General features: G+C 55.6%; 18 protein-coding genes, 1 tRNA gene and 2 pseudogenes. 7 read left to right on the top strand and 14 right to left on the bottom strand.

Features of this window, described 5'->3' with window-relative positions:
- Positions 1-3: 3 nt before the first annotated feature.
- The 10 genes from J7400_RS16310 to J7400_RS16265 form a co-directional block, all read right to left on the bottom strand.
- Positions 4-369 carry a response regulator gene (locus J7400_RS16310; RefSeq protein WP_209065148.1) on the bottom strand — a complete coding sequence of 122 codons (366 nt, stop codon included), beginning with the start codon at positions 367-369 and terminating at the stop codon, positions 4-6.
- Positions 366-668 (bottom strand): STAS domain-containing protein, encoded by a 303-nt coding sequence (locus J7400_RS16305; RefSeq protein ID WP_209065147.1) that lies wholly within the window; start codon positions 666-668, stop codon positions 366-368. The genes J7400_RS16310 and J7400_RS16305 overlap by 4 nt, the downstream gene beginning before the upstream one ends.
- A 417-nt stretch (positions 669-1,085) precedes the next feature.
- The gene (locus J7400_RS16300) at positions 1,086-1,727 is read right to left on the bottom strand and encodes a DsbA family oxidoreductase (RefSeq protein WP_209065146.1); all 642 of its coding nucleotides are present in this window, start codon (positions 1,725-1,727) and stop codon (positions 1,086-1,088) included.
- Positions 1,728-1,799: 72 nt separating this feature from the next.
- Positions 1,800-2,729, bottom strand: a complete 930-nt coding sequence (locus tag J7400_RS16295) for an AEC family transporter (protein ID WP_209065145.1) — start codon at positions 2,727-2,729, stop codon at positions 1,800-1,802.
- A 27-nt stretch (positions 2,730-2,756) separates the two neighbouring features.
- Complete coding sequence (locus J7400_RS16290) at positions 2,757-3,560, bottom strand: MBL fold metallo-hydrolase (protein WP_209065144.1); 804 nt, start codon at positions 3,558-3,560, stop codon at positions 2,757-2,759.
- Positions 3,557-4,363: a TatD family hydrolase gene (locus J7400_RS16285; RefSeq protein WP_209065143.1), complete on the bottom strand. Its 807-nt coding sequence runs from the start codon at positions 4,361-4,363 to the stop codon at positions 3,557-3,559. The genes J7400_RS16290 and J7400_RS16285 overlap by 4 nt, the downstream gene beginning before the upstream one ends.
- 3 nt (positions 4,364-4,366) lie before the next feature.
- Complete coding sequence (locus J7400_RS16280) at positions 4,367-5,518, bottom strand: DNA polymerase III subunit delta' (protein WP_209065142.1); 1,152 nt, start codon at positions 5,516-5,518, stop codon at positions 4,367-4,369.
- The gene (gene tmk / locus J7400_RS16275; protein WP_209065141.1) at positions 5,515-6,150 is read right to left on the bottom strand and encodes a dTMP kinase; all 636 of its coding nucleotides are present in this window, start codon (positions 6,148-6,150) and stop codon (positions 5,515-5,517) included. Before tmk ends, J7400_RS16280 begins: the two co-directional genes overlap by 4 nt.
- Positions 6,147-7,316, bottom strand: a complete 1,170-nt coding sequence (locus J7400_RS16270; protein ID WP_209065140.1) for a D-alanyl-D-alanine carboxypeptidase family protein — start codon at positions 7,314-7,316, stop codon at positions 6,147-6,149. Before J7400_RS16270 ends, tmk begins: the two co-directional genes overlap by 4 nt.
- Before the next feature lie 14 nt (positions 7,317-7,330).
- On the bottom strand, positions 7,331-8,116 hold the full coding sequence (locus J7400_RS16265) for an SPOR domain-containing protein (RefSeq protein WP_348540190.1): 786 nt from the start codon (positions 8,114-8,116) through the stop codon (positions 7,331-7,333).
- A gap of 295 nt (positions 8,117-8,411) precedes the next feature.
- On the opposite strand from J7400_RS16265, the gene J7400_RS16260 reads away from it, so the two are divergent.
- Both J7400_RS16260 and J7400_RS16255 read left to right on the top strand, forming a co-directional pair.
- Positions 8,412-8,501, top strand: a tRNA-Ser gene (locus tag J7400_RS16260).
- 878 nt (positions 8,502-9,379) lie between these two features.
- Positions 9,380-10,288, top strand: coding sequence for a hypothetical protein (locus J7400_RS16255; protein WP_209065138.1), 909 nt, complete (start codon positions 9,380-9,382; stop codon positions 10,286-10,288).
- Between the two features lie 1,164 nt (positions 10,289-11,452).
- Here the strand turns inward: J7400_RS16255 and J7400_RS16250 are convergent.
- Positions 11,453-11,872 carry a hypothetical protein gene (locus J7400_RS16250; protein ID WP_209065137.1) on the bottom strand — a complete coding sequence of 140 codons (420 nt, stop codon included), beginning with the start codon at positions 11,870-11,872 and terminating at the stop codon, positions 11,453-11,455.
- Between the two features lie 547 nt (positions 11,873-12,419).
- Here J7400_RS16250 and J7400_RS16245 point away from each other — a divergent pair.
- A pseudogene (locus J7400_RS16245) lies at positions 12,420-13,775 on the top strand (IS1380 family transposase).
- Between the two features lie 306 nt (positions 13,776-14,081).
- Complete coding sequence (locus tag J7400_RS16240; protein ID WP_209065136.1) at positions 14,082-15,149, top strand: hypothetical protein; 1,068 nt, start codon at positions 14,082-14,084, stop codon at positions 15,147-15,149.
- A 180-nt stretch (positions 15,150-15,329) separates the two neighbouring features.
- Here the strand turns inward: J7400_RS16240 and J7400_RS16235 are convergent.
- From J7400_RS16235 to J7400_RS16225, 3 genes and pseudogenes are all read right to left on the bottom strand, one after another.
- Positions 15,330-15,647: pseudogene (locus J7400_RS16235) on the bottom strand (transposase); the annotation flags it as partial.
- A 158-nt stretch (positions 15,648-15,805) separates the two neighbouring features.
- Entirely contained in the window at positions 15,806-16,000 is a 195-nt protein-coding gene (locus J7400_RS16230; protein WP_209065135.1) for an AlpA family phage regulatory protein, read from the bottom strand.
- A gap of 192 nt (positions 16,001-16,192) precedes the next feature.
- Complete coding sequence (locus J7400_RS16225; RefSeq protein WP_209065134.1) at positions 16,193-17,452, bottom strand: site-specific integrase; 1,260 nt, start codon at positions 17,450-17,452, stop codon at positions 16,193-16,195.
- Between the two features lie 912 nt (positions 17,453-18,364).
- Here J7400_RS16225 and J7400_RS16220 point away from each other — a divergent pair.
- From J7400_RS16220 to J7400_RS16210, 3 genes are all read left to right on the top strand, one after another.
- A complete protein-coding gene (locus tag J7400_RS16220; protein ID WP_209065133.1) occupies positions 18,365-19,426 on the top strand; it encodes a hypothetical protein in 1,062 nt (353 codons plus the stop codon).
- A gap of 29 nt (positions 19,427-19,455) precedes the next feature.
- On the top strand, positions 19,456-20,505 hold the full coding sequence (locus tag J7400_RS16215) for a TAXI family TRAP transporter solute-binding subunit (protein WP_209065132.1): 1,050 nt from the start codon (positions 19,456-19,458) through the stop codon (positions 20,503-20,505).
- A gap of 282 nt (positions 20,506-20,787) precedes the next feature.
- Positions 20,788-22,347 carry a sugar ABC transporter ATP-binding protein gene (locus J7400_RS16210; RefSeq protein WP_209065131.1) on the top strand — a complete coding sequence of 520 codons (1,560 nt, stop codon included), beginning with the start codon at positions 20,788-20,790 and terminating at the stop codon, positions 22,345-22,347.
- Positions 22,348-22,354 lie beyond the last annotated feature (7 nt).

Genomic DNA, 22,354 nt, shown 5'->3' with positions numbered 1-22,354 from the left:
CTTTCAGACAACCAGACGATTGATGATGGCAACCAGCTTTTCGGCATCAAATGGTTTGACGATCCAGCCAGTTGCACCGGCGGTGCGGGCACGTTGTTTCAGCTCTTCACCGCTCTCGGTGGTCAGAACGAGAATTGGCAGCGAAGCACACTCAGGGCGCTCACGGACACCTTCGATCATGCCGAAACCGTCGAGGCGTGGCATGTTGATGTCGGTGATCACCAGATCAGGATCGGAACCAGACAGTTTGTCCAGTCCGTCGATACCGTCTTCGGCCAAGTCCACGTCAAATCCAGCGTCGGTAAGAGCGGTTTGAATCATCGCTCGCATCGTGCGGGAATCATCAACTGCAAGAATCTTGGTTGTCATGCGTTGCCCCTTTCAAGAAGACTGGAATGGGGCAGGCCGAGCCGCTCCATACCTTTTAGAAAATCATCGGATGGTTGTTTGACTTCGAATGCCAGGCCGCGTGCGGCCCATTCGGCACGTGTGGCCAGCAAAAGCTCGGCACCGGCGCCTCCAAGAAACTCCACGTGGAGCGCATCCAAGGCCAAAGGTTGACCACGGGAAGCCTCAATAGCCTGGCGTAGTTCTGAGCAATGGGCGAAATCCAGCTGCTGCGGAAGCGCTATGCAGTCTGGTTGGGGGGAAGAGTTTGCTGTGTTCATGGGTTTGGTTCGATACCGTTTTCGGACTGGCTGATTGAAGGCAACCTATGCTGGGAGGCCTTAACACCGCGTTACCCCGAAACAGTCCGGATGAGGCGTTTCTGAACAATGCGAAACATCTGCGGTCAGGGTGGCGAGAGTTCGACAGGGAGCTGGGCAACAGCTTGAAAAAGGACGGATTTTCGGCCTGATCTGCGCTGGTTCGTTTGGCCTTCTGCACCTTAGTGCATGAAACAAGTCTCAAGGAAAAAAATCGAATTTTTGGGGAATGGGGCAGCATGAGCTGCCAAATAAAAACGCCGGAATCGCTGATTCCGGCGTGTCAAATTTTGCATGGAAGTGGGCCGGCTCGGATTGTTCTGCCGGATGCATTTGGGGCTGAGGCTGAAGAGGTTTTGCTGTCTGTAAATAGGCCGTTCAACGTGCCGCAAGTTGGGTGAGGATGTTTGCGAAAGCAGCCACTCCCTGGGCTCCGGATGTCGCGTGTTTGGCGTCAAAGATCATCGTGGGGACGCCTGACACACCGCGCGAGGTCCAAAAACGTTCTTTCTCGCGCACCACATCGGAAAATCTTTGATCCTCCAACACGGCTTTCGCTTCTTCGCCGTCTAGGCCAAGGCTTTGAGCGACCTCAATAAGCAAACTTCTATCGCTCACGTCCCGCCCATCTACAAAATAGGCCTCAAAGAGCGCGAGCTTTAGGGATTGTGCTTTTCCTTGTTCACTGGCCCAGTGAATGAGCTGGTGCGCATCGAAGGTGTTGTAGATGCGGTTGGTTTCAGACCAAGCAAACGCAATGTCCAACTCAGAGCCAATATCGGACAAGCGCTTGCGAGAGTCCTCGGATTGCTCGGCCGATGATCCATATTTTCGCATGATATGGTCTCGAAGGTTTTCGCCTTCTGGCACCATGTCTGGGTTGAGCTCAAACGGATGCCAGTATGTTTCAATCTCAACTCCCGTGGTTTCGGCCGCCTTCATAAGTTGGCGATAGCCAACGATGCACCAAGGGCAAACGACATCAGATACGATGTCTATACGGATGGGAGTTTGGGTCATGAGCGCTTCCTATTCCTTAACATCTTAGGAATTGGTGGCTCCTGTGCTGGTATGCAAGAGTTGAAGGTGGACTTAGGGCAAAAGGCCGAGCCACAGCCATACGGTAAGCACGGAGAAGGCGGTGCCGATCAGCACTGTTGAGGCGGCGACTCTCATCGCGCGGCCATACATATTGGCAAAGAGATAGGCATTGATGCCTGGTGCCATAGAGGCGGTGACAATAGCCGACCGCATATTTTCGACGGAGATAGAGGACAGAGAGCCAAATAGGAACGTGAGCGCTGGGTGCAGGCCCAATGAGACAGCGCAGCAAAACAGGATTGTGCGCATGTCTCCCTCCGGGCGATAGCGATAAAGCACACCACCCATCCCAAAGAGTGCTGCAGGCAACGCGGAGGATGCCAACAGGTTCACGGCGTGCATGGCAGGTGCAGGCACTGGGACATTGCCAAGGTTGACGATAAATCCCAATGCGATGCCCAATATCAGCGCATTGGAGAACATCGCTTTCAACACAGTTGGCACGATCCGCGCCTTGCTTGTGCGCCGTGCGCGCATGATCTCCATGGTGGCAATGCCAAGCCCGTAGCAGAAGGGCGCGTGGATGGAGATGATAGCGTAGTTCCCCGTCAGGCTGTTAGCACCATAGGCCCGCTCCATAATGGCGAGCCCAAGAAGCAGAGAGTTTGAGAATAGGCAAACAAATGCAATCGCTGTGGCGTCTTCCCAATCGCGGCCAAAAAGGAACTTTGCCCCCAGCATGCCGGTGGTGAAACAGATAAACGCTGCACCATAGAAGCTGCCGAGCAGGTTGAGATTGTACTCTGCCGCCAGGTCAAGAGTTGAGATGGCGCGAAACAGAAGTACGGGGACCGCAAAGTTCGTGGCAAAGCGCATCAGACCATCGACGTTGGATGCGCTGAAATAGCCGCGCCATGCAGCCAAGTACCCAAAGCCAATCAGGATGAAGACCGGCATGATCACCGATATCAAAGTTTGCATCGTGAGAGCCTTTGGGCGGTGAGGTCGCTAAAGATCGACGGTAATTTTCATTCCGTCATATGCCGGCGCGATGTGGTCTGCGGTTTCGGCGGCGATCGTTTCGAAGTCCAGATCGATGTGCATGTTTGTGAGGACAGCACGCTTGGGGGCAAGCTGTTCGATCCAGGCGAGAGCTTGATCCAAATGCGCGTGTGTGGGGTGCGGAGCTCTGCGTAAGGCGTCCACGATCAGGCAGTCGAGGCCTTTGAGTTGGCCCCATGATGTCTCATAGATTTGAGAGACGTCTGGCATATAGACAACGTCGTTTATGCGAAATGCCAGTGCATCGATGCTGCCGTGGTCTACGCGTACCGGTTCAAATGTGATATCACCACCAGCGCCGCTGACGCTAAAGGGCTCATCACCAATGGTGTGCATCTCAAGGATTGGGGGGTAGGGCGAATCTTTTGGCTGAACAAAGGCGTAGCCAAAGCGCGAAAGCAGATCGTTTTGTGTAGCTCCATCCGCCCAGACCGAAATCCGTTTGCGCATGTTAAAGACCACCATGCGCAGATCATCTATGCCATGCACATGGTCTGCGTGAGAATGGGTATAAACGACCCCGTCCAAAGCGCCGACATTCTCCGACAATAGCTGATCACGCATGTCAGGGGATGTGTCGATCAATACGGTCGTCTTGCCCTCGGATGTTTGCTTCTCAACCAGCATAGAGCAGCGGCGGCGGCGGTTTTTTGGATTTTTGGGGTCGCAGTCCCCCCAATGGCCACCAATGCGCGGCACTCCCCCTGAGCTGCCACATCCGAGGATGGTGAAGGTCAGCGTTGCGCTCATGCGGCGTTGGCTTTCTGAAAGACTTTGCTGAAAAGGCGTTCAAAGTTCGCCTGCGTTTGGGCTGCGAAATCGGCATAGTCCATGCCAAAAACCTCGGCCCCAACACGGGCCGTTTTCTCTACATATGCCGGCTCGTTGCGCTTGCCGCGATAGGGTGGGGGCGCAAGGTAAGGTGCGTCGGTTTCCACCAAAATGCGGTCGACGGGTGCTGCCGCAAAAATATCTCGAACTTCTTGTGAGCGCGGGAAGGCGGCAATGCCCGACATGGAAAGATAAAAGCCGAGGTCAAGCATCTGCTGCGCGAGTTTCGGCCCAGAACTGTAGCAATGCATCACGCAGCCAAAACTGCCGGTTTTGTGCTCCTCCGTGAGGATCTGCGCCATGTCCTCGTCTGCGTCGCGGCTGTGGATAATGAGAGGCAAACCAGTTTGGCGCGCGGCTTCGATATGTATGCGCAACGAGACCTGCTGCACCTCTTTGCTCTCGGCGGTGTAGTGATAGTCGAGACCGGTTTCACCAATACCCACCATTTTGGGGTGTTGCGCGATGGCGACCAGCTCATCAACCGTTGCCATGGGTTCATCCGCTGCACTCATGGGATGGGTGCCTGCGGCATAGAAGATTGGCGCGTGTGCCTCGGCAATTGCACGGACGGTAGGTTCATTGCGCAGCTTGGTGCAGATTGTCACCATGCGTGTCACACCCGCGTCGGCGGCGCGCGTGATGATGTCGTCGATCTGGCCCTCAAAATCGGGGAAATCGAGATGGCAATGGCTGTCGGTGATCTTAGTTAGGTCAGTCAAAACTCAAGCAACCGCTGTTTCGTGAATCTTAAAGACCGTATCGAGTACCAAAGAGGCGGGGTCAAGGTTCACAGATTTTCCGTGTTGTGTTCTGTCTGATATTTCTTGCGCGACCTGCGCCCATTGGCGCGCTTTGTAAGGGGAGTGGGCCAGTTGGCTCAAGATTTGGGCCTCGTTGGGTACTGCTTCGACCATTGGTGGTTGTCCGAGTGCGCCAGTGCGCGCCAAGCGCAGCAAAAATAGATCCAGCAGCGTCAACAGCATCTCAAAGCGCGCCTCAGCCCCACGTCCGACCATCGTGTTGGCAAGATTTAGAGCACGTGGGCGATCAAAGCCCTGTCGTGCGGAAAACAATGCAAGCAGTTCGGAGTAAAGCGTCAGCCCATCCTGCTGCAGCAGCCGCAATGCTTCTCCAACCGAACCGCCGGCCAGTTCGGAGAGTGCCGGAGACTCTGCGGCCTCAAACCCTGCTTGAGTGAGAGCAGAGTGCATATCCTCTGGCGTGAGCGGATTTAGGCGTAGTTCGCGACAGCGGGAACGGATCGTCGGCAGAAGGCGTGAAGGTTGATGGGATATCAACAACATCACTGCGCGCGCGGGTGGCTCTTCCAGCATTTTCAAAAGAGCGTTGGCTGCGTTTACGTTCAGCTCGTCAGCGCTGTCGACGATCACAACCCGACGGCCGCCATCTGCCATGGACATGTGCAGGAAGCCGGTCAGCTCGCGGACTTCGTTTACGCGGATTTCAGAAGCAAATTTGCCCTCTTGTCGGGATTTGTCGCGTGCGCTGTCTGTGCTGCCTGCCCAACCGCGGCGCAGAAGGAACACGCCAGGTTCAGACAGAGCTCGGATACGATGTGATACCGGGTGTTCGGGGTCTACGTTCAAAGAGGTGTGCTCTGGCGGGGCATCACCAAACAGGCCGCCTTCTGCCTCAAGTGGCAGCGTCAGCAAGAAGCGTGCGATCCGCCAGGCAAGGGTCGCTTTGCCCACACCTTTGGGGCCGCTGATCAGCCACCCGTGATGCAGTCTTTGCGAATTCACCGCCGTGAGAAAATCAGTCTCCGCGCTCTCCTGTCCAAAAAGCGCAAGTGTCTCGCGCGGATGCGGCGCGCCCTCAACGCGATCAGGTTCCGGCGCTTGTTCGTCGCTCACGCGGCCAGACCTTTAAGCTGGTTGGTGGTGTGGTTCAGCACATCAGCAGCCACTTCATCTTGGCTGCGTGCACCGTCAATCACGATGAAACGCTCAGCATATTCCTTTGACAGCTCTAAAAAACCCTGACGCATTTGCCGTTGCAGGCCTTCGCCGAAGTCCTCAAACCGCTCCTCTGAGGTGTTTCGCGATTTTGCCCGTTTCAACCCTTCCGAAGGGTCCATGTCGATAAGAATGGTCATGTCTGGCTCACGGCCAATCATCAAACTGTGCAGCTTGTCGACCAACGCACGCAGGTCGCCGCGTGACAGGCCTTGGTACATCCGGGTGCTGTCTGCAAAGCGATCACAGATCACCACTTTGCCTGCAGCGATAGCGGGCAAAATTGTCCGTTCCAAATGGTCGCGGCGGGCTGCGGTGAAAAGCAGGATCTCTGTTTCAGCAGACCACCGGTCGGGGTCTCCTTCCAGCACCAATGAGCGGATTTGCTCGGCCCCTTCCGAGCCACCTGGTTCACGGGTCAGCACAACTTCAAACCCCTGAGATCTCAGAGTTTCCGCGAGCTTTTTGGCCTGGGTTGATTTTCCCGACCCATCAATGCCCTCAAAGGTGATAAAGCAGCCAGTGGTCACGACGCTTCCTCAACCAGAAGGCCAAACTGAGACATCAACACGCTCGATGCTGCACGTAGGCGCACTCCGAATCCGCCTTCAGGCACGTCGGTTTCTGCGACGAGCGGAATGCGCATTTTGGGAAGTCCTTCGGGGCTGAGAACCAATTCGGCAAGGCGCTGGCCTTGTGCGATGGGGGCTTCTATCGGGCCATTGTAAATCACTTCGCCTTCGACCTTGCCGCGAGACAGGACTGGCAGGAGAACTTCCACGTCTTCCGCGGGTACGAGGCCAACGCGCGGTATTTTACCCATCCAGACATCCGCCTCAGCCAAGCGTTCACCTTGACGGATCAGCGTCGTTTCTGAAAACTGGCGAAAGGCCCAGTTGACAATTTGTTCCGAAATCTCGGCTCTTTCCTGAACAGTGTCCAGGCCTGAGAAGGCGAAAATCACGCGACGGTTTTCCTGTTTGGCGGAGCCGACCAAACCATAGCCAGCCTCAACGGTATGGCCGGTTTTCAAACCGTCGGCACCGATATCCAGCTTAAGCAAAGGGTTGCGGTTTTGCGTGTTCTTTGGCGCACGGCCATCAAACGCAAACTCCGTCTCTGAAAACATCGGATAAAATTCAGGGAAATCCGTGATCAGATGGTTCGCGAGCAAGGCAAGGTCGCGCATGCTCATACGGTGACCAGGCGCTGGCCAACCGTTTGAGTTCGCAAAAGTGGAATTGGTCATGCCCATCTGGCGGGCACGCCGTGTCATCAGGCGTGCGAACCCCGCCTCGGTGCCATCCGGGCTCAGAGTTTCCGCAATCACAGCACAGGCATCATTGCCAGACAGCACGATAATGCCGCGGAGCAGATCTTCGACAGATACCCGATCGGTGGTGTCAAGAAACATGGTCGATCCGCCATAGTTCATAGCGTGTTGAGAGACCGGCAATTTTTCGGTCATGCTCAAACGACCGTCGCGCACAGCTTCAAACGCCATGTAAAGCGTCATGAGTTTGGACATCGAAGCAGGAGGCAAAGCGTCATCCGCATTCTTTGCCATCAGGACTGTGCCTGTTGTGTGGTCAATCACAAAGGCTGCTTTCGCTTTGGTTTCGAAGGCATGGATCGAGGTGGCGATGCCAAGAGCCAATGCACTGGCGGATAGGAGTTTTAGAGCCGATCGAAACAAATGCTTGGTCTCCCTTAGTTCGTCACTGCATAGGCGTCGGTGAAGCCAATGCCATGCACAGTATCTGTCATCGTCTTCAGGCCTGATTTGCTGCTCGCAGGACCAACGAGGACGCGCCAGAATGTCTTTTCGCCAGATGTGGTCTTGCGCACGAGTGATGGCAATCCGGCCGATTCCATTTGAGACGCGGCGCGCTTGGCGTTGTCTTGCACGGAAAAGATACCGATCTGCACGTATGGTTTGGCAAGGGTCGATGAGGATGGGGGCGGCGCTACCTCTGAACGGGCTGTTGTTTCTGGAGCAGCGGGAGACGCGCTTGCTTCCGCCGCTGCGATGGCTGCAGTTGCTGCAGCGATGGGCTCTAAAGGCACCTCAGCAATTTCACTTGGCTCCGCACTAGCCTCTTCAGGAGCGGGCGCGGGGAGTTCCTCAGCCACCTCTTCACGGCGCAATGCGGTGACGTTTAATTCGACAGGTTGCCCTGCGATCATGCCAAGCGCTTCTGCCGCATCTGATGACACTTGGATGCGCGGGCCTGGTATTTCTCGCTCCCTACGGAACAAAGCACCGATCACAAATTTCCCATTGGATTGATTGCGGATGATCACGCGTTCAGGATCTCCCACGGCGGGGTGTGCAGCCCACACACCGCCAAGTGAAGGGCGACCATCCCATAGGCCAGCTTCGGAAGCTGAAAAGACTTCGGGGGCTTCAACATCGCGTTCAACCAGCTTGGTGGTCTGCCCCGCAGCGTCTGAGGGTGATACCGCTTCCTCGCCCTTAGCGAAAGGGTTTTCTATTTCAGAGCAAGCGGACAAGAATACCGCTCCGGCTAAGCCGAGGCCAATAAGCCAACGTTTTGAATTGTCGCGCAAAACGCTCTTTTGTGTATGCATCTTGTGTCCTCTGCCCGCTCACGCCTGTAGCTCCGGTTGCATCGCGGAATGTAACCATTCCTTTGTTAGATGCCGGAGCGCTTTGGGGGAGTGTAGCCTGCGGTTCCTTGCATGGAAAGTCTGAGCAAAGTGCTCTGCGAGTTTTTGCGCAGGTTTTTCGCTTGAAACCATGCGCTGGGCCAATTAGGGAGAGGGCGTCGGAGGAGTGGCAGAGTGGTCGAATGCACCGGTCTTGAAAACCGACGAGGGTTAACGCCCTCCGTGGGTTCGAATCCCACCTCCTCCGCCACATTTTGTGGAAAATCAATGGCTTGGCCTTTGCTTGCGCCCTCTGCCCCCTGCCGTGCCCCCTTGCGAGCAGCGCTATGCTTGGATTGCCTTGGTTTGAACATTGGCTAAACGCTCTCTCAAAGTGTGCCATCCTGCCGCGCCAGGTGCTCCTCCCCCCCCATCCTCACCCGACAACGCTCTGGTTAGTTGTATATGCCCCACCTGCAAAGCGGGGCATTTCTGGACTTTTGGACAGTGCAGTCAAACTAAGGGGTCGAATTGAAAAAATTGGCCGTTTCTACATTTGTCTGCGATGTGGCCTGTTGACTAACCTCGGAGTATTCGAAATCCGAAAATCGCCCACCCCAATGGAGGGATTACCACTGCCATAGCCTCCCAACCATTCTGAAACACTTGCGCCGCCTGTTCTGCCGCGAGAATGTAGATCAGAACGATCACGGTTGCCCAAACAACAGAAATTACTATTGGCGGAAGTGCCGCGTGCCTATCCTCCAAAAAACTGAATGAGCCGATGGCGGCAAAGTAGAGACCGAGGCCAGCGCCAAGACCAAGCAGCGCTCGAAGCCCTCCCCGCCACGTATCGAATGGGGCCTGAAATCCCCACAAAAAAAAGACTATGACATTGCCCAGCACATAGCAAAACACGACTAAGATGCTCGCGATTAAGTAGTTTCGTATTTCTAGTACCAATTTGATTTTCCTCTTTTTCTCGTCACGAACCTATTGGAAATTGGCTTCGGCAATCTACTCAAAAGTTGCACGCTTTTCATGTTGTTTTCGAAGTCGAGCGGGGTGAGGTGAAGTGGACGGAGTGAAACTGTTGCGTTATATTGTAACACCCATGAGCGGCGGCGTGGCTATAGTGAGTGCGTGACCATGACGGTACCGATCCAAACCGAGATATTCCAAGCGGCTGCCAAGCTGTTTCAGCGCGGCGGGCCGCTGGCTCCAGCTTGCGGCGCTCGCACCCGAAACGGTGGCGAGTGTGCCAACCCGCCGATAAAGGAGGGAAAGGGGCGCTGCTTAAGCCACTGCGGCCCCAAGGCAGCCAAAGCCTTCCGCGAGCGCCAAAAACGCCGCTTTGAGGCGGGGCAGGTTTCCGCAGAGGAGTGGAACCGGGCCGAAGCGCGGCGAACGGCCAACCGCCTTGGCCATGCCTGGAAGAAGAACCCTTGGCAGCCCGGCAGTACCATTGACCTTGGCGAGCACGAGGCGATGTTTGTGGAGGCCCTGGGCGGCATTGATGTGGCCAGTCTCGCCCCTGCGGTCGCAGATTGGCTGCGCTGGCGTTACCAACGACTACAAATCGACACCAGAAACGACGCGGCTTGGATGGATGTGCGACTAAATAAGCTTCCGGCCCGCGTGGAGCGCGCCGCACAGTACTCAGAAGCCGTCGTAGGGGGTGCAGGGGAGCGCCACCGCTCGCGGGCCGTGTGGCAGCCTTCAAGGGGTGCTTCAGGGGCTTCAGCGCGCCGTAGCCTGCCGGACCGCCCGCGCATTCCCAAGCCCACGCGCAGGGGCGTTGTCGCGCTCGCTGGACGTCCGCGCGTCCAGCCGGTGAGTGCGGACGAGCAACAAGAACTTATGGACCTCTATCGCGACCATGTCAGCGTTTTGCGTCCGATTATGGGGTTGACCGTGGGCGAGGCGAGGCAATGGGCCGTACTGCGGACGCTACGGGCCCATTTGAACGCGCCGCAGGACGCGGGAGCGCACCAGCGTTGGCTTGCGCTCGTTCAGGCCACGATTGTGCCGCCCATGAACCCAAGCCGCAGTTTGTAGAGCGGCTTACAAGGGGGGGCGATGTAGTCAAAGCGCTAGCACGTCGTCCAGTCCTTCTTATCTCTTGCCCCTAGCCAGCCGAGGCGCGACCGTTTTGAAAATTGATAACAGCGGACGCGAGGAAGAAGGGGAAACGAATGGACGTGAACTTACCGGGTCCACCATCGGCAATACCGAAGTGAGCCGGTCGAACAGACCGACGATTGCGAATTCGGACGTGATTGACGTCGTTTCTTACTGACCAATACCCGCCGGAAGTGAGAAGGGGAGCGGCGCGCGCCGGTTGAAGCTATTGGCGAGGCTTGACAGGCTGCCGCCGGGCTCAATTCTGAGAATACCCCCGTCGGTTCGCAGGCGATAGAGCTCAGCGACGTGAACTTCGTCTTGTCGTGCGTGAGGGCGCTATCCGGCGCGAGTTGATCCAGATTGACGCTTTCCGGGGGACGGCTGGGCGCGGCCTTCTTTCGCGTCCCGTTTGAGGTGAAGCACGGCACCCGCGAATTCGCAGCAGAGGTGGCGCGGATCGAAGGGAGGGTATGCTGGTCTCTCGAATTCGTCACAGCCACATCATGCTGGCTGAGCATGGCGATCACAACCCGTGGCAAGCCGCCGTGGCCAAGGCGCAAGCCCACGGTTTCTGACTGTTTTGTCCCGTCTTGCGAAACGCTATTTTCGGCCTGAAAACTCTGGAGATATAGGAGGGGTGCCTAGAGAGACTAGGGTGCCCTATTTTTAACTATATACTTTTATAGTAGTTATTCCGTTAGACACACTAAATTGATTAGCTAGATCAATCACTTAACCCCGTCTAGCGGGGTCGATTTTCAACAAAACCAGTCAGACAACATATCTGACGTCTAGCGACGTCTGGACGGCGGCTAAGCAAAACAGGCAAAAATTGCCAGGAATTTAGCCTAGACGTTAGCCAATGAAAAAAGGGGTTTGTCTTGCGTCAGGACGGCGGCAAGGCTCCGAATAGGAAGCTTTTGCCGGGGTCGCGGGCCTCTCACCCCGCGCGGGTCTCCTAGTGAAAGTGACCGTCACTCACCCGTCTTTGTTCGGCTCCGGGCTTAACCGCCTCATGGGCTACCTAGTGAGGGCCAAAACGTGCCTCAACCTCACAGCGTTGCACCGCCCCAGATCGACCGGGGCGGCGCGGGATTATCAGCCTACGGCCTCGGCAACAGCCGCCGCCGCCTCGCGTTCCTTCTGGGCCTGTCGTCCGATCTCTGCCGGTTTGAGCCCTTTCGCCACGTCGCGCTCCGCCTGATCCATGCCGGGACCAAACCAAACCGACATGCGGCCCCGCCCTGCCCGGACTTGCGCGTGGTTATGACAACCCGCCGCTTTCAGGCCCTCGCGTACCACGTTGGCCGACAACCGGCCTTGACCCGACATTTGCGCTGCATCTGCGACTTCGGCAATCGTCAGATACTTGCGTTCCGCAAACGCGCTGGCCTCCCCGCACTGGTCAAATACCCACGCCGCGCCGTCTGGCAGGTTCTCCACCAGCATCATGGTCTTACTGTCCGCAGCCGCCGCAGGGACCGCATAGGCGATGAACTTGGACAGGTCGGCACACAACGCCTCCTATTGGCCGAGTTGGAGCTATCGTCGGGGGGTGAAGGCTTCGGCCCGCAAACGTGCTGAGGCATCGGGCAAGATCAAAATTTGCTACTTCTTACACTTCGCCAGTTAAGAATAAAGACGGCCGCCGCAATCAAATCGACCGGCAGCCAAATCGCGCGGTTAAGATGGATAGGCAAAACAGGGTTAAAGAGTGTCGCCAAAAAAACGAACAGAATGAGCGGAACGGATATTCGCCCCTTGTCGCGAAACTGGGAAATTGAAAGCGCAATTGCGCATAGGTAGACGACCAAGCGCAGGAGCTGGTAGTACCCGTAGGGCAGAGGGAAGATGGCCACAACAAGCATTGCGGCAGGCAAAAGCCAGAAAGCGGAATGGAGCGCATGGCCTCCTGAGTGTGGTGACTGTGACGACATTTCAACTTAACCCCGCTGAAACAATTAGCTTAAACCCGCCTTCCCCAAGTAAATCGCTGATTTCGCTGTCCTGAACTCGACATTACCCATATAAATCATAGTGTTGATGGCTGCGAGGGGCGTGCTTCATGGATCACCCAGAGGGTGCGGGATTGCAGCGGGTAGATCGGGTGGATTTTGGCCTTCGCGTGCGACTGGAATTTCGCGGCACTCAGCTCAGTTCCGACGGCGGCCTTCTGGTGATGCGCGAGTTGGATGACGCGCTTGGACTGTCCGATCTGGCGTCTGCTGCGCTGTGCGACAACCGCAGGGGCAAGAACACCGTCCATCGGCTCGACGGGCTGTTTCGGCAGTCGGTGTTCGGGCGGCTGGCGGGCTACGAGGACGTCAACGACGCCGACCGTCTCGCCGTCGATCCGGTCATGCGCCAGGTCGTGGGTGGGCGCGCCGTCGATGCGCAGGCTGCCTCGACATCGCAGATGGGGCGGTTCGAGACCGAGACGCTGGCCTTGCCCGAGAACCGGGCCGCGCTGGCCGATCTGAACGGTCAATGGATCGACCGGTTCCATGACCGCAGCGGGCTCAAGTATATCGTGCTGGACATGGACAGCTCGGTCAGCCCCACCCACGGTGATTAGGAAGGGTCAGCATGGAACGGGCATTTCGACTGCACCTGCTATCACCCTAACTTCCTGTTCAACCAGTTCGGCATGCTGGAACGCTGCGCCCTGCGCAATGGCAACGTCCACAGTGCCGATGGCTGGAGGGACGTCCTCGACCCCGTCATTGCCAGATATGCTGAGCGCGAGCTTGGGGGGCGGTTCTTCCGGGCCGACGCCGCCTACGCGATCCCTTCGATCTATGCGCGGCTGGAAGAGGCGGGCTACTTCTACGCTATCCGGCTGCCCGCCAACACTGTCCTGCGCGAGAAGATCGTGCATCGGCTGACGCGGCCAGTGGGGCGGCCTTCACTGACCAAGGTGAAGCGGTTCTATGAGGACTTCCAGTATCAGGCTCAGAGTTGGGACAAGCCACGCCGCGTGATCGCGAAGATCGAATGGCATCCGGGCGAGTTGTTTCCCCGCGTGGGCTTCATCGTTACCAACCTACCAATGGAGCCCGACTGGGTCGTGCGGTTTTACAACCAGCGCGGCACGGCAGAGCAGCACATCAAAGAAGGAAAGTATGCCTTCCGATGGACACGGCTTTCGTGCAAGCGGTTCCGCGACAACGAGGTCCGGCTGCAACTGCATGCGCTGGCCTACAATCTGGCGACCTTCCTGCGCTGCATCGAGTTGCCCGAGGCGATGGCCGACTGGTCACTTACCAGCCTCCAGCTGAAACTGATCAAAATCGGTGCTCGCGTTGTCCGCCACGCCCGTGCCATAACCTTCCAGCTGGCCGAGGTGGCCGTCACCGGCCCGATGGAGCGCGCCATCCTCGCCGCCATCGGCCGCCTTCGAGCGCCTCCGTCATGTGCGTGACAACCATCCCGACCCAAACTGAACGAAAGCCGCAGGACAGGTCTGTCCGCAGCGCTGAAAAACGGCACCACCTGGCCAGGAAGAGGCGGGTTCGCGGCCCAATCCGCGAAGCTCAAGGCGTTTGCGCGACCACAGACACCGCTCAGGGTGAAAAACGCTTGTTCAACTGGCAAAATCAGGCGATCTTGACGTCAGACGGCACGCTACTTGGGGAATGTCGGGTTAACAATCTTGAGATGCAACCAATATTACGTAAATCCATTGCGTGGCACAGAATCGACGCGGTTAATTTTAGGAGTTGTAATTGTGAAGCGTTTTTTTTCTATTATTTCTATGCTGTATTTGTTTTCTTCGGGTGTGGCTCATTCGGCTACATCGGATACCAAGTATATTAATGGGTTCATCGCCGAAATAGATAAGGCATTTTCGTATTGGTATAATGACGATATCGATTTTTCTTCTGCAGAATACTACATTGACAACGGCTTATTGCCAACGGACTACGACTGGGAAAGCGTTTTCGTGTTGGCTTCACATGCTCCTCGAAACCCTAATTCTTCTCTTGGACGCGCATCTGAAAGTTCGTTCTTCAAACGCGGTCCCGAAGCGCTAAAACTCTTATCTAAGATCCGACCATTGGACCTTTCGAGAGATGATCTTCTTTGCTTGGTCAGATCACGAGGGCTAAGTAACGATAGCGGCCATATACCACTAGCATTGGAGAGCATGAACGCTTTCAGAAAAGGTTGCACTTTATTGGAGGTCTCTTACAGAGGTATAACATCCAAGGACGATTTGCTCTGGTTGAGCAAACTTGGCGCAGAAATCAATGGTGATGTTGGCAATGCAGTCGGTTCAGGTTTGGTACCTTTGATCGTTCTGCATACAATCGTGCCTTACGAAGTCCAGTCAAATGGTTCCCGAGCAATAAACAAAGTGTTCTTATACGTGGTTAGTAGAGTTGTAGAATTCGATGTAAAGTACTCGCATACATTTAATGGGCACATTCCTCGAGGCATACAATCAATTACCACTTCGTCGGGTGGGTATAATTACTCTGATCATCTCACATCCAGAATAGACTTCGGAGGAGATGCTGGGCTTCTTTGGGCCTACTGCGAGATTGCCAACTCCGATAAACTCGCATCGTACTCGCCAAATTTCCCTCTCTTGACCTATTTCTTTGAAAACGATCCCGCTTTTGCTCGCTTCATTATTGACGGGAATATCGCCAATGCCGTTCACCCATGCCATAGAATGGTCAAGCGTTTTGCCCAAGAAGAGGCAGAGATTAATGCGTTAAGAGACAGTGCTTTGACTGCAGGGAATATAAAGTTCCTAAAGGCATTTGATGAAGGTTTCTCTGTCAATTGACGGGTGTTATCCGCTGCGACAAATATCTAACAGGCTACTGAAATAGTCCTGTCTCGACAACGATTTGAGAACATGATTCACCATTCCCACGGCCATGGTGGGGGTGATGATGCGCGGGATGGACGAGACGAGCGGGTCGCTGTTCAGCTATGTTGACTTGGAAGGTAAGCGGTGCGCCGATCACACGGGTCTGTCGTAGTTCCAGGGCAGTAGTTCGTTGATGTTGGTTTGTTTGTGCCCGCCAGCAATGGCTGTCAGCACGCCTGACAGATAGGCATGTGGCTCGATCCCGTTGAGTTTGCAGGTCTCGATCAGTGACGCGATGACGGCCCAGTTCTGTGCGCCAGCGTCGTGCCCGGCGAAGAGCGCGTTTTTGCGGTTCAGGGCGACAGGACGGATGGTTCGCTCGACGGGATTGTTGTCGAGCTCGATGCGGCCGTCACTGAGGAACAGGATCAGCCCGTCCCAGTATTTGGCAATATATTTCAGGGCCTCCCCGGTTGGCGATTTGCTTTAAAATACAATCTGGACAGGAAAACCTCGGCCCAATGCGCTCGCCCCCTTTTTCACACCAAAGGTGATGCCGCGCAGAGGGACCGTAGACCTTTTTTGCCTTTGAGGCGCTGTCGAACCGCTGGGCTGTTCCACAATCGGTTTCACGCGGCCCGAGACAGCTTGCGGTTTTCGATCCATTCATAAACTTCGCTTTCCATCCAGCGGACGGCACGGGGGCCAACAGGGATGGGGCGCGGAAAAAGCCCAGCGGCCATCCAGCGGTAAATTGTGGGCACGGATGCCCCAACGATCTGGACAACTTCGTCGCGCGGCAGGAGGCGGTCACGTATCTGCAATTCAAGTCTCCGATTTGACGCCAAGGCCGGTTGTGTGAACCGGTAAGATGGCGGATAAGAATTCTTCTTACTTTATAGCGCGGATTGAGAAATCAGTGAAGTATCAAGGGGTTGACACAAAAATGACACAGGCGACGACTAGGCGTCGCCGCAGCCTTGACGTCGCTCGACGTCGCCACTGCGGGAATCTTGTCATCGCTCGCCCTCTAGGAACTTTGCCCAGTGCTCCATCAGTACAGCGCGACGCTCAAAACCGTCACCCCGCCGGTAGGCCGCATCCACCTTGTCGCCTAGGGTGTGCGCCAGTGCAGACTTGATCGCCCCATAGGGCGCGGCCTCGGTGTCCTCTGCCCAATCGCGGAACGCGGAACGGAACCCGTGCGGCGTTGCGCCTTTTATTTCCATGCGTTTCAGCACTGCGGAAAGGGTCATGTCCGACATGCTGGTTCCCGGCTTGGCTCCGGGAAAAACAAGTGTGGCTCCGTTCTCGTCGTTTTCAGGGCGGTAGGTTTCCATTTCCAACAGAATTTCCACCGCGCGCGCGCTCAGGGGCACGCGATGCTCCTGCCGCGCCTTCATGCGCCAGCCTGGAACGATCCAGCGCCGTACCTCTAAGTCAATCTCGGCCCATGTTGCTCCTCGAACCTCCCCGGATCGCGCCGCTGTCAAAATGGCGAATTCCAACGCTCGCGCCGCAACGCCCGCGCGCTGCCGCAGAGCAGGGATGAAGTCCGGCAAGTCCTTCCAATTCATCGCGGCATGGTGGCCGACACCAAGATTTCCGTTGCGGTCTGTCGGCTGCACTTTGGGGAGGAGCATGGAAAGGTGGCCCCGCCAACGCGCGGGATTGGAACCGGACCGTGCGCCCTGTGCGATTGCAGCGTCAAATACCCTTTCAATCCGCCCCTGAGTACGCTTGGCAGTTTCGTGCTTGCCTTCCCAGATTGGCCGTAAGACGGCAACCACGTCAGGCGTCTGAATATCCTCCAGTGCCATCGGACGCAGGGGAGCGGCGTATTTCGTGAGTGTCATACGCCACTGAGCACGATGTTTTGGGTTGCTGAATTGCTTTAGGTTGTCCCGCATCCAATCGTCTGAGAATTCACCAAAGGTCTGAGGCTTTTTTTGCAGCCCCTCGGCGCGCAGCCGCTCTGCCTCGGCGTTCCGGCGCTCAATTGGGTCAGTGCCGTCACGCGCCAAACGCCGTGCGTCGTCTGCTTTGGATCGCGCGTCCGCGAGGCTCACAGCGCCTTTTCCGGCTGGGCCAAGGCCCATTTCACGGCGCTTGCCGGTGAGAGGCGAAACAAACCGCAGTAGCCACCGCTTGCCCCCGTTTTTGGAGATGTGCAGGAGAAGGCCACCGCCGTCAAAGTAGTAGCCGGGTTCCGTGGCTGTTTCGACTTTCCGGGCAGACAGGCGGTCCTTGGAGCGGCTGCGAGTGTTAGCTGACATGTAGAGGGCCTTTGTCTCGGTTTAATGAATCGAAGTTGAAGGCATTGCGCCATGAGGCATGTGAAGCGCCTGACGCGGGGAAAGGATAATCTGCTCCGCGTCCGCGACAGACGAAGCCCATTCGATCTGCGCACAAAGATTTGTTTCGTCCACCCGAATTCCAACAATCCTGTCCGGGCCGCCGCCGCCGTGCTGGGCCGTCTGGATGATTGGGTCTTCCAGCGCCGATGCGTTTGCTGCGGCAGGGCGGAGAGTGAAGGCTGGGGGAAAGGATTGAGTGGGCATTGGTATTGCATCCCATAGAAAATACTCTAGTGCCCCCTTATCTGTCCCCCTAAACCAAAAGAATGCAAGAGCTTTAGTGAGAAGATTTGAGATGAGGTATGCTTGCAATATATTAAAAAATATGAACCTTTTCTCAAAATCCGAGAACTGAAAAAACGTTCCGATACATACATATGGCGGACACCTCCTCCGCCACTATAGCCTTTTTCTTCGAAGTGCTGGTGCTGAAGTCTGCTTGCTACCTATGTAATCGGTTTCCTCCCGCTCGGACGAGAGGATTGACTGTCCGTGCTAGGCGCTAGAGTGGCCGCATCTGAACAGCAGATTGGTTGCAAAGCACATCTGCGCGTCCAGACCGGTTTTCTGCAAAATGCACGTGTATTTGGTGACCACCCACTGGCACGAAATAGTGGGTAGGCTTTTTGACTGCTTGGACGGGCTTTGCGGGTATCCAGTTATTCGTATGCGATGAGACACCGAAAACCGCGCTGTAAACACGAGAGATTTGTTTTGATCTTTTAGTTGGAAAATCAGCAGCGCCTTGATTTTAAACCGTGTCTAAATGATACTGATGCTTATTTAGCTAGTTAGCGTCAGGTGATGGTTGTGGGTCACTCGGTTAATTTGATGCTTGCGGCCCTTTCGTTTGTTTTGTTGTTCGAACCGGTCAGTGCGCAAGAAGAGAATGCTCAGAGCGCTGTTTCAGCAGGGGCGGGTACGCTTGTTGAGTCCGCTATGCAAGAATCTTCAGGCAAGCTTCGGAGTGAGGCGGCAGCGCTGAGAGCAGAGCTTGATCAGGCGCGCGCGGAAATATCTGAGCGACAGGGTTTGATCGAGCAACTTCGAAGAGAGCACGAGGCTTTAGAGGCGCGCAAGCGCGAGAAGACAGAAGAGCTTGCCTTGCTAAATTCTGAATTTCTGGATCGTCAAAACAAGCTCGGTCAATTTCAGAAGCGTGCTGAGGCTGAAATGCAAATGTTGGAAAGCCAAAAGCAAGATTTGCAGCAGCAGGTTTCGGAACTTGCCGCATTACAGTCCGCGGCCCACCTTGACCTCGAAAGTGTAGGTGCAAGCAAAGATAGCCTGCTCATCGAGGTCGAGGCTCTCCAAACGGATTTAAAGGTCGCGAGAGCTGAATATGTTGATGTTCAGGATCGTTTGGAGCGCGCAAGTCAACAGCTCGTCGCGGCCAATTTGGATTTGCTCGCGGCTGAAAAAATGGCGAGTGAAATGGCTTTTGAAGCCAGTGCCGTTGCCAGCTCCGTTGGGGAGGCGCGGGCGCAGCTGGCCGCAGAAGAGCGGTTGAAGAGGGAAGTCCTTCTCGATCTGGAGCTAGAGCAAGTTAAGGCGGAAGATACGCTTGCAGCAGTTTATAGCCGGATTGAAGGTGCCAAAGTCGAATTGGAGGAGTTGAAGGCTTCGATGCAGACTGTGCCTACGCCCGCTCCCGAGATCCCCCCGGTGCCATCATCCGAACCTGCCGCGTACGGCACTTCCAAACCCGCCAGCCTGGTTGCCTCAGCTTTGCGCCAAGCTCCTGGCTTGGAAGTGCTTCGTTCGGAAGATCTTGAGAAGCTTCAGACGGTTTTGCAGGAGGGGATGTGTGTCCATGAGGCCCTTGAAACGGTGATGGACGTCATTAATCGACAAACTTTGTTGTCGCTGGTGCGAAGTCTTGGGCGGTGTTGAGTTAATTGGTACGTTTTTTAGGGGTTAAAATGAAGTTTTTAGCGGTATTTGCGTTTCAGGTTCTGTGTGCTTCGCTTCTTTTGGTGGGCAAAGTGGCGCCGCTCTCGGCGCAAGAGTTTGAGAAGAACATTCTTACCGGCGGGCCGACTGGCACATACATTCAGTTTGGCCAAGACATTGCAAATTTGCTTTCAGAATGCGGACAGACCCTGAATGTGCGAGAGAGTGCCGGTTCGTTGGAGAATTTTCTGGGCGTTCGGACGCGACGTGCTACGCAGTTCGGTATCGTCCAAAGTGATGTGCTTGAATATCTAAAAACCTATTCGGCCAGCGACAGTGGTATTGCGAGAGCCATCGCCGGCGTTCGTATCGCATTTCCACTCTATAATGAGGAGGTGCATCTGATTGCGACGCGTGAAATCGCGTCAGCATCCGATCTGAATGGCAAACGTATCGCGATCGGCGTTGAGGACAGTGGGACCTTTCTCACCGCATCGTTGTTTATGGACCTGTTGGGCATAGATGCCGGAGAGCTGCGAAAAATCGGCCCCGATGAGTCGATGACGCAATTGCTGGCGGGGGAGCTTGATGCATTTTTCTATGTTGCTGGAGCGCCCACAAAGATCTTTCTGAACGGTCAGATCGATCCTGAGCGCTTTCACCTCGTACCCATTGAAGACCCTGTTTTGCGGTCCGTCTATGTGCCAACAGAAATTCCAGCACAGACCTATCCGTTTCAAAGGGGCGCAATTCCCGCGGTGGCGGTCAAAGCGGTTTTGATGACTTTTGAGTACGAGCCGCGCCGCAACGGTTACCACCGTGCCAGTTGTAGAGCTGTTTCTGACGTGGCGCATACGGTTTTGACTCGGTTTTCTGAGCTGCGCCAAAATGGCCATTCAAAATGGCAACAAGTGGATCTCAACGACATTCCTCCCGGTTGGGATGTAGCCAATTGTGTCAATCGAGGCGTGGCTGCGAACTATGTGATGGAATGCCCATCACAAGGGGCGCCTGCTGCACCAGAAAGTGCTGCCAATTCAGCTTACCGTGCAAGGATTTGCGCTGCGATCGGCTGTTAGTAAGCTTGGCGTGACATAGGTCTTAATCAGCGTTGTGATGAAGCGCCTTTGGGGCGCTTGGGTGGCGTGTGCTCTTGCCGCGTCTTTGTGCTGGCCGCGCCGTTATTTAGCGGCTTGATTTCACCTTGATTGGCAGTTCGAAGGTGACGTCTTCCCATTGATGAGAGCTGGGGAAAGCGTGATCCAAGCCGCCTATTTGTGTTCCGAACTCCCAAAATTTTGTTGACACTTCATATTTGAAGCGGCTTTATATATGAAACGTCAGCCTTTGGGAGGAGGAGGATGATTCCAGCATCCACGCTGGCGCAAGAGGATTTTCTTGCGCAGAACAGCAAGATCACAATGCAGCTTCACGGGATCGGAAAATCGTTTTCCGGAGTGAGTGTACTGCGTGATGTAACGCTCCAGATTTCCGGTGGTGAGATCCATACGCTGATGGGGGAGAATGGCGCCGGAAAAAGCACGCTTGTGAAAATCATCAGCGGTGTGCAGGGGCAGAGCTTCGGTACACTTGAGATCGATGGGCAGGAGGTGCAGTTCAACTCTCCCGCAGAAGCCAACGACAATGGCATCGTGATCATGCATCAGGAGTTGAGCCTGATCCCGGAGATGACGGTCGCGCAGAATGTGATGCTTGGGCAAGAGCCCATGATTGGCGGCGTGATGGTGGATCAGCACGCGTTGCGCGAGACAGCGCAAAATGCGCTGAAGAAATTTGGCTTTTCTCTGGAAGTTGACACCTTGGTGAAAGACTTGCGTGTGGGAGAACAGCAGCTGGTTGAGATTGCGCGGGCACTTTTGATGGATGCGCGCTTGCTGATCATGGATGAGCCTACAAGCGCGCTGTCGCAAGCGGAGGCGGATATTCTGATGGAAGTGGTTCGCGATCTGGCGCAGCAAGGCGTAGCGATTGTGTATATTTCCCACCGTATGGATGAGGTCTTTGAGATCTCAGACCGTGTGACAGTACTGCGGGATGGGGACATGATTGGCACAACGTTGGCGGCAGATACGACGCCGGAGGAACTGGTGCAAATGATGGTGGGGCGTTCGGTTGAAATCAAACCGGTCGTCCGCGAAACGCCAGCGTCTGCTGAGACGGTATTGTCGGTGCGTGACCTGACAGCTGAAGCTGGTGGCCGCAAAGTGCTGCAGGATGTTTCCTTTGATCTGCGTCGCGGAGAAGTTCTGGGTGTTGGCGGACTGCTGGGTGCGGGCCGGACGGAGCTGTTGGAAACGATTTTCGGCGCGCGGGGGGATACCTTCTCTGGGGAGATTGTGGTGCATGGTGAGAGTGTACGGCTTTCCACCCCCTCTGACGCTGTGCGCCATGGTTTGGCCCTGATCACCGAGGATCGCAAAGGCAACGGGCTGCTGCTGGACAGGTCTATCGCAGACAATGTGATCTTGCCGCTCCTGCCCTTGAAATCGCGATTTGGTTTGCTTTCTAAGACGCAGCGAGATGCAGAAGCGCAGAGTGCGATTGCGCGACTACGCGTCGCTGCCACTGGTGTCGAGCATGTTGTTGGACGCTTGAGCGGGGGCAACCAACAGAAGGTCGTAATTGGCAAATGGCTGGCCACAGGGCCGAGTATCCTGCTTCTGGATGAGCCCACCCGCGGGATCGATATTGGTGCCAAAGACGAAATCTACGATCTGATCGGACAACTGGCGGATCAAGGGATTTCCGTGCTGTTTGCGAGCTCAGAAATACCGGAATTTATGGCGGTCTGCGATCGCATGATCGTACTCTGTGACGGGCATGTCGCAGGAGATCTGACGCGGGACGAAATGACCGTTGAAGCGATCAAAGACCTTTCGATGCAATTTGACCAAGCGTGAGCCGAGA

The organism is Shimia sp. R9_2 (assembly GCF_017743735.1).
GTDB lineage: Bacteria > Pseudomonadota > Alphaproteobacteria > Rhodobacterales > Rhodobacteraceae > Shimia.
Note: the sequence above shows the minus strand (reverse complement) of the source record. Positions and strands in the feature narration are given on the sequence as shown.

Excerpts from the sequence above, each read along its gene's own strand:
- J7400_RS16215 (WP_209065132.1), top strand. The coding sequence starts at position 19,456 with ATGAAGTTTTTAGCGGTATTTGCGTTTCAGGTTCTGTGTGCTTCGCTT.
- J7400_RS16305 (WP_209065147.1), bottom strand. The coding sequence starts at position 668 with ATGAACACAGCAAACTCTTCCCCCCAACCAGACTGCATAGCGCTTCCG.
- J7400_RS16295 (WP_209065145.1), bottom strand. The coding sequence starts at position 2,729 with ATGCAAACTTTGATATCGGTGATCATGCCGGTCTTCATCCTGATTGGC.
- J7400_RS16255 (WP_209065138.1), top strand. The coding sequence starts at position 9,380 with ATGACGGTACCGATCCAAACCGAGATATTCCAAGCGGCTGCCAAGCTG.
- J7400_RS16300 (WP_209065146.1), bottom strand. The coding sequence starts at position 1,727 with ATGACCCAAACTCCCATCCGTATAGACATCGTATCTGATGTCGTTTGC.
- J7400_RS16210 (WP_209065131.1), top strand. The coding sequence starts at position 20,788 with ATGATTCCAGCATCCACGCTGGCGCAAGAGGATTTTCTTGCGCAGAAC.
- J7400_RS16220 (WP_209065133.1), top strand. The coding sequence starts at position 18,365 with ATGCTTGCGGCCCTTTCGTTTGTTTTGTTGTTCGAACCGGTCAGTGCG.
- J7400_RS16310 (WP_209065148.1), bottom strand. The coding sequence starts at position 369 with ATGACAACCAAGATTCTTGCAGTTGATGATTCCCGCACGATGCGAGCG.
- J7400_RS16290 (WP_209065144.1), bottom strand. The coding sequence starts at position 3,560 with ATGAGCGCAACGCTGACCTTCACCATCCTCGGATGTGGCAGCTCAGGG.
- J7400_RS16225 (WP_209065134.1), bottom strand. The coding sequence starts at position 17,452 with ATGTCAGCTAACACTCGCAGCCGCTCCAAGGACCGCCTGTCTGCCCGG.